The organism is Endozoicomonas sp. G2_2 (assembly GCF_017744135.1).
Taxonomy (GTDB): Bacteria; Pseudomonadota; Gammaproteobacteria; order Nevskiales; family Salinisphaeraceae; genus Salinisphaera.
Genome location: NZ_JAGHQU010000015.1, coordinates 56,143 through 70,428, shown reverse-complemented (window position 1 = coordinate 70,428; position 14,286 = coordinate 56,143). Strand labels below are relative to the sequence as shown.

General features: G+C 66.5%; 14 protein-coding genes. 7 read left to right on the top strand and 7 right to left on the bottom strand.

What is annotated here, in order from left to right; translation table 11 throughout:
- Nucleotides 1-11: 11 nt before the first annotated feature.
- The 3 genes from J7355_RS15230 to gshB all read right to left on the bottom strand — a co-directional run bounded on the left by J7355_RS15230 (nucleotide 12) and on the right by gshB (nucleotide 2,328).
- Nucleotides 12-566 carry a YqgE/AlgH family protein gene (locus tag J7355_RS15230; RefSeq protein ID WP_209064194.1) on the bottom strand — a complete coding sequence of 185 codons (555 nt, stop codon included), beginning with the start codon at nucleotides 564-566 and terminating at the stop codon, nucleotides 12-14.
- A gap of 67 nt (nucleotides 567-633) precedes the next feature.
- The gene (locus J7355_RS15225) at nucleotides 634-1,368 is read right to left on the bottom strand and encodes a TonB family protein (protein WP_209064192.1); all 735 of its coding nucleotides are present in this window, start codon (nucleotides 1,366-1,368) and stop codon (nucleotides 634-636) included.
- A gap of 9 nt (nucleotides 1,369-1,377) precedes the next feature.
- Nucleotides 1,378-2,328, bottom strand: coding sequence for a glutathione synthase (gene gshB, locus J7355_RS15220; protein WP_209064189.1), 951 nt, complete (start codon nucleotides 2,326-2,328; stop codon nucleotides 1,378-1,380).
- Nucleotides 2,329-2,630: 302 nt separating this feature from the next.
- Here gshB and J7355_RS15215 point away from each other — a divergent pair, with 302 nt between their 5' ends.
- From J7355_RS15215 to J7355_RS15205, 3 genes are read left to right on the top strand one after another with little or no spacing between them, the layout of a single operon-like run.
- A complete protein-coding gene (locus J7355_RS15215) occupies nucleotides 2,631-3,887 on the top strand; it encodes a cytochrome c (RefSeq protein WP_209064188.1) in 1,257 nt (418 codons plus the stop codon).
- Between the two features lie 6 nt (nucleotides 3,888-3,893).
- Entirely contained in the window at nucleotides 3,894-4,355 is a 462-nt protein-coding gene (locus J7355_RS15210; protein ID WP_209064185.1) for a (2Fe-2S)-binding protein, read from the top strand.
- Nucleotides 4,355-6,583 carry a molybdopterin cofactor-binding domain-containing protein gene (locus J7355_RS15205; RefSeq protein WP_209064182.1) on the top strand — a complete coding sequence of 743 codons (2,229 nt, stop codon included), beginning with the start codon at nucleotides 4,355-4,357 and terminating at the stop codon, nucleotides 6,581-6,583. The genes J7355_RS15210 and J7355_RS15205 overlap by 1 nt, the downstream gene beginning before the upstream one ends.
- 38 nt (nucleotides 6,584-6,621) lie before the next feature.
- Here the strand turns inward: J7355_RS15205 and J7355_RS15200 are convergent, their stop codons facing one another.
- The 4 genes from J7355_RS15200 to argE form a co-directional block, all read right to left on the bottom strand.
- Nucleotides 6,622-7,803 carry an AI-2E family transporter gene (locus tag J7355_RS15200; protein ID WP_209064180.1) on the bottom strand — a complete coding sequence of 394 codons (1,182 nt, stop codon included), beginning with the start codon at nucleotides 7,801-7,803 and terminating at the stop codon, nucleotides 6,622-6,624.
- 258 nt (nucleotides 7,804-8,061) lie between these two features.
- Nucleotides 8,062-8,811 (bottom strand): 16S rRNA (uracil(1498)-N(3))-methyltransferase, encoded by a 750-nt coding sequence (locus tag J7355_RS15195; protein ID WP_209064178.1) that lies wholly within the window; start codon nucleotides 8,809-8,811, stop codon nucleotides 8,062-8,064.
- Between the two features lie 10 nt (nucleotides 8,812-8,821).
- Nucleotides 8,822-10,201 (bottom strand): amino-acid N-acetyltransferase, encoded by a 1,380-nt coding sequence (gene argA / locus J7355_RS15190; protein WP_209064175.1) that lies wholly within the window; start codon nucleotides 10,199-10,201, stop codon nucleotides 8,822-8,824.
- Between the two features lie 24 nt (nucleotides 10,202-10,225).
- Entirely contained in the window at nucleotides 10,226-11,401 is a 1,176-nt protein-coding gene (gene argE, locus J7355_RS15185; protein ID WP_209064173.1) for an acetylornithine deacetylase, read from the bottom strand.
- A 120-nt stretch (nucleotides 11,402-11,521) separates the two neighbouring features.
- On the opposite strand from argE, the gene J7355_RS15180 reads away from it, so the two are divergent.
- The 4 genes from J7355_RS15180 to J7355_RS15165 are packed head-to-tail and all read left to right on the top strand — an operon-like array spanning nucleotide 11,522 to nucleotide 14,222.
- A complete protein-coding gene (locus J7355_RS15180) occupies nucleotides 11,522-11,920 on the top strand; it encodes a hypothetical protein (protein ID WP_209064171.1) in 399 nt (132 codons plus the stop codon).
- Nucleotides 11,899-13,185, top strand: coding sequence for a JDVT-CTERM domain-containing protein (locus J7355_RS15175; RefSeq protein WP_209064169.1), 1,287 nt, complete (start codon nucleotides 11,899-11,901; stop codon nucleotides 13,183-13,185). The genes J7355_RS15180 and J7355_RS15175 overlap by 22 nt, the downstream gene beginning before the upstream one ends.
- Before the next feature lie 4 nt (nucleotides 13,186-13,189).
- The gene (gene mrtJ / locus J7355_RS15170) at nucleotides 13,190-13,633 is read left to right on the top strand and encodes a JDVT-CTERM system glutamic-type intramembrane protease (RefSeq protein ID WP_209064166.1); all 444 of its coding nucleotides are present in this window, start codon (nucleotides 13,190-13,192) and stop codon (nucleotides 13,631-13,633) included.
- A gap of 43 nt (nucleotides 13,634-13,676) precedes the next feature.
- A complete protein-coding gene (locus J7355_RS15165) occupies nucleotides 13,677-14,222 on the top strand; it encodes a UPF0149 family protein (protein ID WP_209064163.1) in 546 nt (181 codons plus the stop codon).
- Nucleotides 14,223-14,286 lie beyond the last annotated feature (64 nt).

Sequence of the window (14,286 nt, the reverse complement as noted above, 5' to 3'; positions counted from 1 at the left end):
TCAGGGCGATGTCAGGCATGGCCGATCAGCCCGGACAGCTGGTGCGCTTCGACACCGAGCAGGCGTGCCGCGGCAGCCCAGCGAGTCTCGACCGGGGTATCGAAGATGATCTGATCGCTCGCGGGTGTGTTCAACCAGCTGTTGGCGAGCATTTCGCCCTCGAGCTGGCCGTCGCCCCAGCCGGCATAGCCGAGCGTGATCAGATAATCGCTGGGGCCGAAGCCGTTGCCGATCGCCTCCAGAATATCGCGAGAGGTGGTCAGGGCGAGGCCGCCGCCGACCTTCAGCGTCGACTCCCATTTGCCTTCATCGCGATGAAGCACGAAACCGCGCTCGGTCTGTACCGGGCCACCCCAGAAGACGGGTTGCTCGGCCGAGACATGGGCCTCGATATCCATATGCGCGAGCATGTCGCGCACCGACAGGTCGCTGGGCTTGTTGATCACCAGGCCCATGGCGCCGTCGGCATTGTGCTCGGCGATGAAGGTCACGCTGTCGGCAAAATCGCCGCCGACGCGACCAGGCATCGCGAGCAGGAACTGGTTACGAAAAAGTCCGTCGCTCATGCGCGTATTATCCGCCGCCGCGTTGCGGCGCGGCAAATGCCGCCGCCCGAACGGCCGCCGGGCGAAGCTAGCCGGCCGGGTTGAGCGCGCTGTTGCCGCCCGGCTCGAACAGCCAGTCGTAGGCGAAGCTCAGCTCGTTGGTTACCTCGCTGAGTGCCGGGTCGAACGGCGCGTAGGGTGCGGCGCCGCGGACGATGGCAAGCGCGGCTGCGTCCAGCGCCTTGTTGCCCGAAGAACGCAGGACCCGCACTTCGCGCAGTCGGCCGTCGGCGCTCACGCGCACGGCCATGGTCAGCCGCCGTGGTTGATTCGCCTGCAGCTGTTCGCGCGAATAGCTGCGGCTGCCGCGTGCCTCGATACGCCGCTGCCAGGCCGCCAGATAATCGGCGCGGGCGTCGCGTGCCGCGGCCAGCACGCGGGCGTCCTGGGCGGGGCGGGGTGTATCGACAGGCGCCTGGGGCGTGGGTTGTTCCACGGCAGTCTGTTCGGCGGCGCGCTCGGAAACCATGACGAATCGGGTGATCGTCTTCTGCCCGGCGCGCGCGGCTTCGACCGGCGCCTGCGTGGCTTCACGTTGCCGGGCCGCCACCGCATTTTGCGACGATGAATCCTCGCCGCGCTGGTTCTGCGCCGCCCTGATGTCTGTGTCGTCGGGTGCTGCGGCGCTACCCACCGCGCGTGTGGCCGCAAGCAGGTCGCCCCCGCGTGGCTCAGGCGTGTCGGTCGACCAGCCAAGCAACAGGGCGTGGGCGATCAACGCGATCGCGAGACAGAAACAGAAGCGGGCCCGGGCGCTGGACATGACAGAGCGCTAGGCCAGGCGCAGCTCGATGGCGTCGAACAGCTTGGCGGCGATATTGATGCCGAACTGCTTGTCCAGCTCGCGTACGCAGGTCGGGCTGGTGACGTTGATCTCGGTGAGCTTGTCACCGATGACGTCGAGGCCCACGAACAGCAGGCCCTTGTCGCGCACATAGGGGCCAATCTCTTCGGCTATGGCGCGATCGGCCTCGGTGAGCGGCCGGCCGACGCCGCGCCCGCCGGCAGCGAGATTGCCACGCAGTTCGCCCTCGGCCGGCACGCGGGCCAGCGCGTAGTCGATCGGCTTGCCGTCCACCACGAGAATGCGCTTGTCGCCGTCCTTGATAGCCGGCAGGTAGGCCTGGGCCATGGCATAGCGCGTGCCGTGTTCAGTGAGCACTTCGAGCACGACGCTGATGTTGTCGTCGCCGGTCTTCACGCGAAAGATGCGCGAGCCGCCCATGCCGTCGAGCGGCTTGATCACTGCGTCGCCGTGCTCGGCGATGAAACGCTTGAAATCGTCGCTGCGGCGGGCGACCAGCGTCGGCGCGGTGAGGTGCGCGAAGCGGTTGATCGACATCTTCTCGTTCACGTCGCGCAGCGCATCGCAGCGATTGACCACCAGCGTGCCCTCGTTCTCGGCCAGTTCGAGAATATAGGTCGCGTAGATGTACTCGGTATCGAAGGGCGGATCCTTGCGCATGAGGATCGTGTCCAGATCCGCCAGCGGCAAAATTTCCGATTCGCCGATGAAGCGATACCAGTCGTCGTTGTCGTCGAAGACTTCGAGGCGCCGACCGGTGCCGTAGCCCACGCCGTCCCGCACGAACAGGTCGGACATCTCGAAATAGACGATTTCGTAGCCACGCCGCATCGCTTCGAGCAACAGCGCGAGCGTGGTGTCCTTGTAAGGGGTGATATCCGCGATGGGATCCATCACGACGCCGAGGCGGGTGGCCATGCCGGGCTCCTGAATCTGGCGGCGTGCTCCAGCACGCCGCTGCAATGACGAATAAACGCGCATGGTAGCGCACGCGCACTGCCGGCCATCGTGCCCGGTTCGCGCCGGCCTGTATGACTCAGAGTTGTCGCGTGGCGGGGCAACGGTTGTGCCACAGGCTGGGCTCCCGTTGGTGCGTGCCGGCGCCCATGCCGCGGCAGCCGACACGCTTGCAACGCCGCACGCGCGAACGTAAAACTCGCCCCATGCCCAACGATTATTCTCGTTACCCTGTCGGCAACGACCGTAGACGATCCGTGCCGATGGGTAGGAGGCGGTTACGCCTGCAAAAGTCGGCGCGTTCGTATCTGCTGGCCGGCCTGGTTTTACTCGGCTGCGGTGGGTTTGCGAATCCGGCGCCTGCGGGCGATCAGCTCGCCCGTGGCGAATATCTCGCCCGGGCCGGCAACTGCACGAGCTGCCATTCGCGCGAGAACGGGCGCGAGCTGGCCGGCGGCGTGGCGTTCGATACCGCCTTCGGCACGCTGTATTCGTCGAACATCACGCCGGACGATGCCACCGGCATCGGCCAGTGGAGCGACGACGAGTTCGTCCGCGCCATGCGCGAGGGCGTCGGGCGTGACGGCGAGCATCTCTATCCCGCGTTTCCGTATACCGCCTATACCCAGCTGAGTCGCGACGACATTCTGGCGATCAAGGCCTATCTGATGTCGCAACCGGCCGTGGAATACCGGCCGCCGGCCAACGAGATGACGTTTCCGTTCAACCACCGCTCGCTGCTCTGGTTCTGGAAACAGCTCAATTTCGACGACGCACGGTTCGAGCCCGATCCGGCGCGTAGCGAGGCCGCCAACCGCGGCGCCTATCTCGCCGAAGCGCTGGGGCACTGCGGCGCCTGCCATACGCCGCGAAACTGGTCGCAGGGCCTGGATACGGGTTCGAAATATGCCGGTGCGGTCCAGCAGGGCTGGGCGGCGTTCAACATCACACCGAGCGAGGACGGGATCGGCGACTGGTCGGACGCGGAGCTGGCGCAGTACCTGCACAACGGCCACGTGCCCAATAAGTATGTGGCCGGCGGGCCCATGGCCGAAGTCGTCACCGACAGCCTGCGCTATCTCAGCGAGGCCGATATCCAGGCCATGGTCGCCTATCTGCGAACGCTCGAACCGCGCGCCGGCGACGTGCCCACCGTGCAGGCTGCGCGCGAGGCAAGCGCTGCCATCGAGCACGACGCACAGGCCGCCAAGGCCGGTGAAGCACTGTTCGAGAATGCCTGTGCCAGCTGTCATCTGCCGGATGGTCGCGGTGTCGGCGGCGCGTCGAGTGCGTTCATCGAGCATTCGGCCGTGCGCGACCCGCGCGGCATGAACCTCATCCGCGTGATCCTCAACGGTATCGATCGTACCGGCGCCGACGGGCGCGCATTCATGCCGGCCTACCGCGACCTGCTCAGCAACGAGCAGATCGCCACGCTGGCGAACTATATCGGCCGTCGCCACGGCGGCTACGACGCGCAATTTACCGCCGCGGATATCGTCGCCGCGCGCGAGGACTAGACGCCCATGGCTGAATTCACCCTCGACATCAACGGCAGCCGCCATACGCTCGATCTGGACGCCGATACGCCGCTGCTCTACGTGCTGCGCAACGAGCTCGGCCTGACCGCGACGCGCTTTGGCTGCGGCCTGGGTGAATGCGGCGCCTGTACCGTCTCTATCGACGGGCGCTCGCTTCGCTCCTGCCAGGTGCCCGTGGCATCGGCTGCCGGGCGCCCGATCCTGACGCTCGAAGGCCTGGGCACGCCGGAGGATCCGCACCCGCTGCAACAGGCGTTCATCGACGAACAGGCCGCCCAGTGTGCGTTCTGTATCAGCGGCATGATCATGACCGCGCACGGCCTGCTCCAGCGCAATCCGTCGCCCACGGAAGCCGATATCAAGTCGGCGCTATCGGCCAATCTCTGTGGCTGCGGTACGCATCTGCGTATCGTGCGGGCCGTGCAACGCGCTGCGAAGGTGTCCTGATGGCCGCGCCGGTGATGTCTCGACGTGCCGTGCTGCAGGGGCTGAGCGGTCTGCTGATCGGCTTCAGTCTTGCCGATCCCTCCCGCGCGCTTGCCGCCACGGTGGTGCGCAGCGGCGAACCGGTCGACGACAAGCCGCTGGCCAGCGACCGGATCGATGCCTGGCTTGCGATCACCGAAGACAACCGCGTGATCGTCTACAGCGGCAAGGTCGAACTCGGCACCGGGGTGGAAACCGCGCTGCGCCAGATCGTGGCCGATGCGCTCGACGTGGACTTCGACACCACGTCGATCATCCAGGGCGATACCGCACTCACGCCGGACCAGGGTTATACCGCCGGCAGCAAGACCATTCAGATCGGTGGCATGCAGCTGTGCCGAGCGGCCCGCAGCGCGCGGCAGCTGTTGCTGCGCAACGCGTCCGAACGGCTTTCCGTGCCGATCGCGCGCCTGGAAACACGACAGGGCCATGTGCATGTCGACGGCAATGGCCAGCCGGCGCTGACGTATAGCCAACTGGTCGATACGCAGGTTTTCGACGCCGTCGTCGAAGCCGGCGACGAGCAGCCGAACCCACCGCGGTTCGTCGGCCGCTCGGTTGCCCGTGTCGATATTCCCGACAAGATCTTCGGCCGATTCGCCTACGTGCAGGACCTGCGCGTACCCGGCATGTGGCATGCGCGGGTGATACGCCCCCCGACCACCGGCGCGGTCGCCGTGGCGCGGCTCGAGGATGTCGATACGACGTCGATACCCGAAGGCGTCGAGCTGGTGCGCATCGGCGACTTCCTGGCGGTGGCCGCGCCGAGCGAGTGGCAGGCGATCCGGGCCGCCGCCGCGCTTCGGGTGCAGTGGGAAGCGAAATATCCGCTACCGGATATGGACGATCTGCACGATGCACTGCAGGCAGCGAATGCCGACGAACGCGAGATCGAAGCCCGCGGCGATGCTGAGCGTGCCCTGTCCGAGCACGACAATATCCTGGAAGCCACCTATCGCTGGCCGTTCCAGGCCCACGACTCGATCGGTCCCTCCTGTGCCATCGCCGACGTCAAGAACGACCGCGCCACGATCTGGTCCGGTACGCAGGGCGTCTATCCGCTGCGTGCGTCGATCGCCGATCTGTTGGGTATGGCGCTCGAATCCGTGCGCGTGATCTATGCCGAAGCGTCGGGCTGTTATGGCCACAACGGCGCCGACGATGCCGCGGGCGACGCCGCGCTGATATCTCAATCATTGGGCCGGCCGGTACGGGTGCAGTGGAGCCGGGCGGACGAGCACGGCTGGGCGCCGAAAGGCCCGGCCATGGTCATGGCCCTGCGCGGCGCCGTGAACGCCGAGGGCCGGGTGGCAGCCTGGGCGTTTCGCAACTGGACGCCTTCGCATCTGACCCGGCCGAGTAGCGATGCAGGCGCGCGCAACCTGCTGGCCGGCAACCTCGCACGCGCCAGCGTTGCCCAGGCGCCGCCCGTAGGCGGTGATCGCAATGCGCCCGTCAACTATGTCTTCGGCCAATATCGTGTGTCGGTGCACTGGATTTCGGTCGAGCAGTCCTTTCTGCGCTGTTCGGCGCTGCGCACGCTGGGTGCGATCCAGAACACTTTCGCCAACGAATCGTTCATGGACGAACTGGCCGCCCGGGCGAAACGCGACCCGGTGGCGTTCCGGCTCGATCATCTTAAAGATCCTCGTGCGAAGACCGTGATCGAGCGCGCCGCGGACCGTTCCGAGTGGATCGCGCGCGTCTCGCCCCTGCGCGAGGTCGAATCGGCCGGCGAGGGCCAGCGCGGGCGCGGTATCGCCTTCGCCTGCTACGAGAACGAGTTCGCCTATGTGGCCGCCGTGGCCGAAGTGGAGGTCAGCGACCGCGAAGGCATTCGCGTACGCCGTGTGACCGTCGCCCACGACTGCGGCCAGATCGTGAATCCCAACGGGCTGGAGAACCAGATCGAAGGCAACGTGCTGCAGGCGATCGGGCGTACGCTTAAGGAAGAAGTGCGTTTCGACCCCATGGGCGTGACGAGCCTCGAATGGGGCGCCTATCCGCTGCTGACGTTCGTCGAGATACCGGAAGTCGATATCGTGCTCGTCGACCGGCCGCACGAACCGCCGGTCGGCGCCGGCGAGGCCACTTCGGCGGTGATTCCCGCGGCGATCGTCAATGCGGTGTTTGATGCCACAGGCCGGCGGTTACGCACCGTGCCGCTGCGCTGGCGGGGCGAGAGCTAGAAGCTTTCGCTTGCCGGCTCGTGTTCGGTACGAGCCACTCAGGAGCGATATCGTGTGGGTAGTTCCCTGGGATCGGGTTCTGACTCGGCATGACGTTCGGAGAGAAAATCGCCCAGGTCGTGGAGTACGTCGATGTGATCGCAGAAGGTCTTGACCGTCACCAGCAGCGGCACCGCGACGATCATGCCGACCGCCGACCAGAGCCAAGCCCAGAAGGACACCGCCAGGAACACCATCACGGTATTCACGCGCAGTTTGCGGCCCACGAAATACGGGGTCACGAACTGGCCTTCGATGGCCGTCAGGCCCAGATAGACCGCGGCGACGATGAATGTCCAGCTCACGCCGTCGATGGCCACCAGGGCAACCGCGCCGGCAAGGAAGGCGCCCCCGATCGCCCCGAGATAGGGAATGTAATTGAATACAAAGGCGATGACGCCGAATACCAGCGGGCTCGGCATGCCGAGTTGCCACATGGCAACGCCCACGCAGATGCCGAGGCCGGCATTGATGAGCGTGATCGTCATCAGGTACCGCGACAGCTGCCGCTCGATCCCGTAGACGATTCGCACCGCCCGGCGCTTGTCCTTGAGCGTGGGTATGACGTGGACGAGTTTTTCATAAAACATGTCGCCGGAGGCCAGCAGGAAAAGCAGCAACACGAAAGTGAAAAGAAACTGAGTCATCACGCTTGGCGCCAATAAAACGGCATTGGTAAACACGCCGTCGCCCGCCATCTCGACCTGCTGTACGTCGGCCTTGCCGGGTTCTTCAGGTGCTGCGGCCTGCTGCAGACTTTTGTTGGCCTCGTAGATGCCGTTGATCGAGGCCGAGAGGTCGCGCAGTTTGGCCTGTACCTGGCGTTCGATCTTTGGCGCGTTTTCAATCCAGGTGCTCACCGGCATCGCCAGGGCCGCGACGACCGCGAAAAAACCGGCAAGCAACATCAGTACGATAACGAAAGAAGACACGGCCGAAGGTATGCCGCGGCGGCCGAGAAAGCGCCTCAGCGGAGCGAACACCATGGCCAGAAGGAAGGCGAGGACGACCGGCACGAGGAAGTTCTTGGCTTGTGCGAGCACTGCCACCGAGGCGTAGACGAACAGCGCCAGCCCGATCCAGCGTGGCACGGTGCTCGGCCAGTAGCGTTGCGTGGCGTCGGGCGGTCGATCGGGGTCTTGGGCAGCCATGGGCTCGGCCAGCGCGAAACAGGCGATCAAGATTACGCTCGGTAGAAGAATCGCACCATCCGCAAAACTCTGTACCTGTTCGGTATGTAATTCCCAAATTATCTTCGGGTTTCGGCGTCTCTTAGGGTTGAGAAGAAGTGTTTAATGCAGGCCCGGTCGGGGGCGGGAATTTTCAGTCACCCGGTGCCGAGCGCGCATCAATCCAAACGCCCTAATCGCCGTGCTTGCTCCGCACGCAGAGATACGAACCGCGGGACGCGGTTTTAAGAGCTGGCGAATGCAAGCCGCTCAGCCGGCGAGGTCACCCCAGCAGGTTTGCAGCGCGGCGAGGGCCGCCATGCCGGCGGTTTCGGTACGCAAGACGCGCGGGCCGAGTGTGATCGGCTGCCACCCGGTTCGGGTCGCCTCGGTGATTTCCGTGTCGGACAGGCCGGATTCGGGGCCGACGAGCAGCGCGATACATTTTTTTCGCGTGATCGAGGCGAGGCCGCCGGTCGCTGTCGGCGCAAGCATCAGCTGCAGGCAGTCGCCTTCCGCCCCGTCGGACAAGGTTTCGGCAAGGGGCAGGGCGGGCGCGACTGCCGGGCGTACGAGCCGGCCGCTCTGCTCGGCGGCGGATTCGGCCACCGCCTGCCAGTGGGCCTGTTTCTTTTCCAGCCGGCTGCCTTCGAGCTTGACCTTGCCGCGTTCGGTGAACACCGGCTGGATGCGGGTCACGCCCAGTTCGACGGCCTTGGCCAGAGCGAAGTCCATGCGGTCGCCACGGGCGATGGCCTGGTAGAGCGTGATCGACAGCGGCGATTCGCGCTCCGGGCTGTGTTGCGCGGTAACGGCCAGGGTCATGCGTTTGCGATCGGCATGGTCGACATGCGCGGCGTACTCGTGGCCGTCGCCATTGAACAGCGTGACCGGCGCCTCGGTGCCAAGCCTGAGCACCGTGCCCAGATGATGCCGTTTCGCGTCATCGAGCGTGATGATGTCGCCCACGCCAAGGGCCGCGTCGAGATAGACGCGCGGAATGTGGCCGCTCTTGCGCACGCCTACCGACTCACGCCAGACGTTTGATGAGCACCGCGGAATTGCGCTGGTAGTTGTAGAGCGCGCGCTTGGCCAGAGGCAGGGCGTCCAGATCCGCCGCCAAGAAGCCGTGTTCGACGAACCAGTGCGGTGTCTTGGTGGTGAGCACGAAAATGCGCGCCAGCCCCGCACGCCGGGCGCGGCGCTCGACTTCGACGAGCAGCTGGGCGGCGCGGTCCTGACCGCGATAGTCGGGGTGTACGGCCACGCAGGCGAGTTCGCCCACGGCCTCGTCGGCGTAGGGCATGAGCGCGCAGCAGGCGGTGATCAGGCCGTCGCGCTCCATGACCAGATAATGGCCGATATCCAGCTCGATCTGCTCGCGGGAACGCCCGACCAGAATGCCGGCCGCGGCCAGTGGCTCGATCAGTGCCAGCACGCCGCCGAGATCCTCGGGCGTGGCGGTGCGGGTGATGTCGTAGGTGTCGGCCGCGATCATGGTGCCGGCGCCATCGCGCGAGTAGAGCTCGCGCAGCAGCGCGCCGTCACTGTCGAAACTCACCAGATGCGCGCGCGCCACCCCGGCGCGGCAGGCGCCGATCGCCGCTTCCAGGCGTGCCCGGTCGGCCGGCTCGAGCGCGGCGTCGGGCGCGGCGAGCAGCTGCCGGGCGGCCTGCGGATCGAGTTCGGCCGGCGTGTCCGCAAACCGCTCGTGCAGCGCCGCGCCGGGATGCAGGACCACGAACTTGTCGGCGGAGAGTGCGGTGGCCGTCGCTGTCGCCACTTCTTCGGCGTAGAGGTTGAAGATCTCGCCAGACGGCGAATAGCCGATACACGACAGCAGCACGATCGCGCCGCGTTCCAGATGCGCGTTGATGCTCGCCACGTCGATGCGCCGCACTTCGCCGGTATGGCCGTGATCGATGCCGCCGGCGATGCCGACGGGCCGCGCGGTGACGAGATTGCCGCTCGCCGTGGCGATTCGGGCGCCGCCCATCGGCGTGCTCGCGAGGCTCGTCGACAGCAAGGCTTCGATGTCCATCTGCAGGCTGCCGACGGCGCGTTTCACGCAGGCCAGGGCGGCGCTGTCGGTCACGCGTACGCCGTCGACGAACTGCGTGGCCACGCCGGCGTCGGCCAGGGCCGCATCGATCTGCGGCCGTGCGCCGAACACGATGACGAGCTTCACGCCGAGGCTCGCCAGCAGGGCGATGTCGTAGACCAGATCGGCGAACGCCGGCGAGGCCGCGGCTTCGCCGGGGATATGAATCACGAAGGTGCGCCCGCGGTGTGCGTGCACATAGGGCGCGCTCGCGCGCAGCGACGCGACCAGCGCGGCGTTCTGCGCGGGCGTGTCGGCGCCGTTGTCGGGCGTTTCGGCGGCCTGTAGCGGGGCGGTGCGCGTGTTCATCGTCATATTATGCGGGCGCGGCCCTTATTCGGCGAGGCAGAAGCGCGCGACGAGCCCGTGCAGGATGCGCTGCATCGGCGCAACGCGATCGAGCGCGAGATACTCGTTGGGCTGGTGCGCCTGGGCGATGTCGCCGGGGCCGAGAATCACGCTGTCCATGCCCATAGCGTTGTAGAACGCGCCCTCGGTGCCGAAATCCACGGCCGTCGCGTCGCGGCCGGTCAGCGCTTCGCAGGCGGTCACGATCGGCGAATCGCCCGCGGTTTCGAACGCCGGCGTGCCGGCGAACAGCTCGCGAAAACGAATGCGACAATCGCTGCCTGCCAGCGCGGCGTCGACGCGCTCGCGCAGCTCGGCGCGCAGCGTGTCGATGGTCATGCCGGGCAGAAAACGCAGGTCGATATCCAGGCGACAGCGCGCGGGGATGCGGTTGGCGTTGTCGCCGCCGCTGATGGCGCCCAGGTTGAGCGTCGCGTGCGGCACGGGAAAACCGGCGATGCGCTGGCGTTCGGCCAGCTCGTCGCGCAGTTCGCGAATTGCGCTCAACGCGCGATACATGCCTTCGATCGCATTGACGCCCAGCGCCGGATTACTGGAATGCCCCGAAGCCCCGTGGACTTCGATCGTTTCCATGAAGATGCCCTTGTGCTGGCGGATCGGCACCAGAGTGGTCGGCTCGCCGATCACGCAGTACCGTCCCGGGCGATGGCCGTGTTCGCGATGCGCGTCGAGCAGGGCGCGTGCGCCGTCCATGCCGCATTCCTCGTCGGCGGACACGAGCAGACTGATGGGTGCTACGAGATCGCGGGCCGCGTATTCGCTGGCCACGCCGGCAGCGATGGCGATGAAGCCTTTCATGTCGCAGGTGCCCAGCCCGAACAGCTTGTCGTCGCGCTCGGTCAGCACGAACGGGTCGCTGTCCCAGCCCGTGTCGTCATAGGGCACGGTATCGATATGGCCGGCGAATACGAGGCCATGGCCCGCGGCACGTTCGGCCGGGCCAAGCCGGGCAAGGAGATTCACCTTGTCGTCGCGGCCCGGCATGGGGGTGATGCTGCACTCGAAACCGACCGCTTCGAGGCGGGCCGCCAGGTCGTCCACGGCGTCGCGGTTGCCGCAATCCAGCGCGGCGTTGCCGCTGCTGATCGTGCGATGACCGATCAACGTGGCCAGCGTGTCCTGCCAATCCAGTGCTGCCATGATCGCGTTTCCCTGTTGCGCGCGCATCTTTTTTGCAAGGCGATCATGGTATACCTGCGTGCAGACGCGCACGAAGAAGGCGTCGCACACGTGCACAGATCCGAAAACGGGAATACAGACATGAAAACACGGTCAGCCTTGGCGGCAGCGCTGGCGGTCGTTTCGCTGGGCCTCGCAGGCGTGCTGTCGATCGGCGCGATACAGGCCGCCGATGCGCAGGCGCAATCGGCGCAACAGCAGATTCATATCGACCCCGAGACCGGCGAAATACTCGACGCGCCCCCGCCCGGGCAGGCCGAGCCCGGCGATGACGCCGACGGTGCGAGTCAGCGCACGCGTCCGGGCCAGCCGAAGGCCTGGACCAACGACGAGGGCGACGAAATGCTCACGCCGGCGCCCGACGCCGCCCCTGCGATGCAGGCCGTGCGGTGCGATGACGGCACCCTGCGCATGGGGCATGCCGACAGCGCGCCCAGCGAAAGCGAACGGGAGGCGCTATGCGCGCGCTCCAGACATTGATTGGCCAGCACCTGGGGCGCAGCCTCGGCTGGGCCGTGCCGGCGGTTACCGCAATGGCGTTCATGAGCGCCAGCGCGAGCGCGGCGGAGATCGTTCTGGTGGTCGGCGACGATGCCGACAATGGTTTCAACGACCCGACGCCGGCGACCCCGGTGGGCGGCAACGACGGCGAGACCCTGGGCGAACAGCGCCGCATCGCGTTCCGCTATGCGGCATCGATTCTCGGCAGCCGGGTCCAGAGCAGCGTGCCGATCCGTATCGAGGCGACGTTCGACGACAGTCTCGCCTGCGGACGTACCGCGGCTACCCTGGCCAGCGCTTCGCCGGCGACCTTCGTGGCCAATTTCGCGCCGCAGCGAAGCCGCGAAGCGAACACTTTCTACCCGCTGGCACTGGCCAACGCGTTACGCGGCCGCCGGGTCGCCAACACTGTCAACGACGTGGCGGCACGCTTCAATCCGGGCCTCGACAGCAACGCCAATTGCCTGGGCGGGCAGGGCTGGTACTACGGCATCGACGGAGCCACGCCCGACGATCAGCCGAGCTTCGTGAGCACGGTCGGCCACGAACTCACGCACGGTCTCGGCTTTGTGTCGCTCGTGGCTGTGGCCAGTGATGACGACACCCAGCCGGGCCAGTTCCCGCGTGCGCCCAGCGGTGCGCGCTATCCCGATATCTACAGCAGTCAAATCCAGGATCTTAAAGTCAGCGGGCAGCCGTTCTGGCCCGATCTCAGCGACGCGCAACGGCGCGACTCCCTCACCAACACGCCCGACGTGGTCTTCGGCGGTTCGAGCACGACCGCCAACGGCGCGCCGGCCCTGACCGCCGGCACCAACCAGGGTCGCGTGCGTCTGTACACGCCCCGCACGCTCAGCCGCGCGAGTTCGATCGCGCACTGGGATACATCATTGCGCCCAGATCAGCTAATGGAGCCAATCGCTATCGTCGATGCGTCGCTTTCTGGGGGGATCGGCCTATCGTCATGCGTGCTGCAGGACTTGGGATGGGTGTTGGCTACTGACGTTGAATGCCCGGACGACAGCAGCGACGCGATTCTCGGCGGCGCGACCGAAGACGATGTCACCGTCGAAGAACCCATGGAGATGACCGCTGCCGGCGGCGAGAGTGCGTCGCGCAATGACGACGACGATGGCGGAGGCGGCGGTTGCACCCTGGCCGATAGCGCCCGTTTCGACCCGCTCTGGATGCTCCTGCTCGTCGGGGCCGCGGGCGCGGCGCTGCGCAGGCGCCGTACGGCCTGAGGCCGTGCCGGTAGCGCCGCCCTGGCGCGACCGCGGCTATGGCTTGGCGCTGGCCGCGGCCCTGCCGGCGGTCGCGCTGCTGGCGGCTTGCACGCCGCTTTCGCTGACCCTGCGGTGGCCGGGTACGCCGGCTCTCTTGATGGCCGTGGGCGTGCTGCCGCTGCTCGAGGAAATCGTATTCCGTCTCGGCGTGCACGACGCGCTGGCGACGCGCCTGCCCGGACGTGTCGGCGCGCTGACCCGTGCCAATCTGCTCACGGCCGCCTGTTTCGCGCTTGCACACCTGTTGCAGCATCCGCCGGGGTGGGCGCTGGCCACGTTCGTGCCGGCGCTCGTGTACGGCGCCTTGTGGGAGCGCCATCGTCGCCTGTTCGTGCCGGTGAGCGTGCACGCCTTCTACAACCTCGCGTATCTGTGTCTGCTCGGCGCGCCGCCGGGCGTGTCTTGAGTGCGTGCTTTGCTACCATGCGGCATTGCAATAGAGAAGCGCGATGAGTCAGGACAACATCTTCGAAGCCCTTCAGGTGGGGCTCACACAGGCGAAATCTGTACAGACGCCGGGCGAGGTGCACGGCATCCTCACTGGCATGCTGTGTATCGACAACGAAATCAGCGGCGCGCGTGCGGTCGAGGACGTGCAGTCCGACACGCTCGACAGCGCGCTCGATGCGCTGCGCGAGATGACGCTGGAAGGGTTGTTCGATCCGGATCTGGGCTTCAAGCCGCTGCTGCCGGATGACGAAGTCGAGCTGGCGCAGCGCGTACGCGCGCTCGGGCGCTGGTGCGACGGCTTTCTGTATGGCCTGAGCAACAGCGGTCAGTTCGAGCTCGATCGTCTCTCGCCGGAGATTCGCGAGGTGGTCAGCGACCTTACCGAGCTGTCCCGGGTCGGCCTGAGCGACGACGAGGCGCAGTCCGAAACCGCCGAGGCGGATTACGCCGAGCTGGTCGAATATGTCCGCGTGGGCGTTCAGATGATCTTTCTCGAACTCCAGCCCAAGCGCGAAGGCCCGACGAGCCGCGAGTCGCTGCACTAGTCTGGCGGTCGGCGTCGTTTTGCGCGTATCCGCCATTTGCACCCGGGCTCTTTCGGCGAGTGCC

Excerpts from the sequence above, each read along its gene's own strand:
- J7355_RS15230 (WP_209064194.1), bottom strand. The coding sequence starts at position 566 with ATGAGCGACGGACTTTTTCGTAACCAGTTCCTGCTCGCGATGCCTGGT.
- J7355_RS15225 (WP_209064192.1), bottom strand. The coding sequence starts at position 1,368 with ATGTCCAGCGCCCGGGCCCGCTTCTGTTTCTGTCTCGCGATCGCGTTG.
- gshB (WP_209064189.1), bottom strand. The coding sequence starts at position 2,328 with ATGGCCACCCGCCTCGGCGTCGTGATGGATCCCATCGCGGATATCACC.
- J7355_RS15215 (WP_209064188.1), top strand. The coding sequence starts at position 2,631 with ATGGGTAGGAGGCGGTTACGCCTGCAAAAGTCGGCGCGTTCGTATCTG.
- J7355_RS15210 (WP_209064185.1), top strand. The coding sequence starts at position 3,894 with ATGGCTGAATTCACCCTCGACATCAACGGCAGCCGCCATACGCTCGAT.
- J7355_RS15205 (WP_209064182.1), top strand. The coding sequence starts at position 4,355 with ATGGCCGCGCCGGTGATGTCTCGACGTGCCGTGCTGCAGGGGCTGAGC.
- argA (WP_209064175.1), bottom strand. The coding sequence starts at position 10,201 with ATGAACACGCGCACCGCCCCGCTACAGGCCGCCGAAACGCCCGACAAC.
- argE (WP_209064173.1), bottom strand. The coding sequence starts at position 11,401 with ATGGCAGCACTGGATTGGCAGGACACGCTGGCCACGTTGATCGGTCAT.
- J7355_RS15180 (WP_209064171.1), top strand. The coding sequence starts at position 11,522 with ATGAAAACACGGTCAGCCTTGGCGGCAGCGCTGGCGGTCGTTTCGCTG.
- J7355_RS15175 (WP_209064169.1), top strand. The coding sequence starts at position 11,899 with ATGCGCGCGCTCCAGACATTGATTGGCCAGCACCTGGGGCGCAGCCTC.
- J7355_RS15165 (WP_209064163.1), top strand. The coding sequence starts at position 13,677 with ATGAGTCAGGACAACATCTTCGAAGCCCTTCAGGTGGGGCTCACACAG.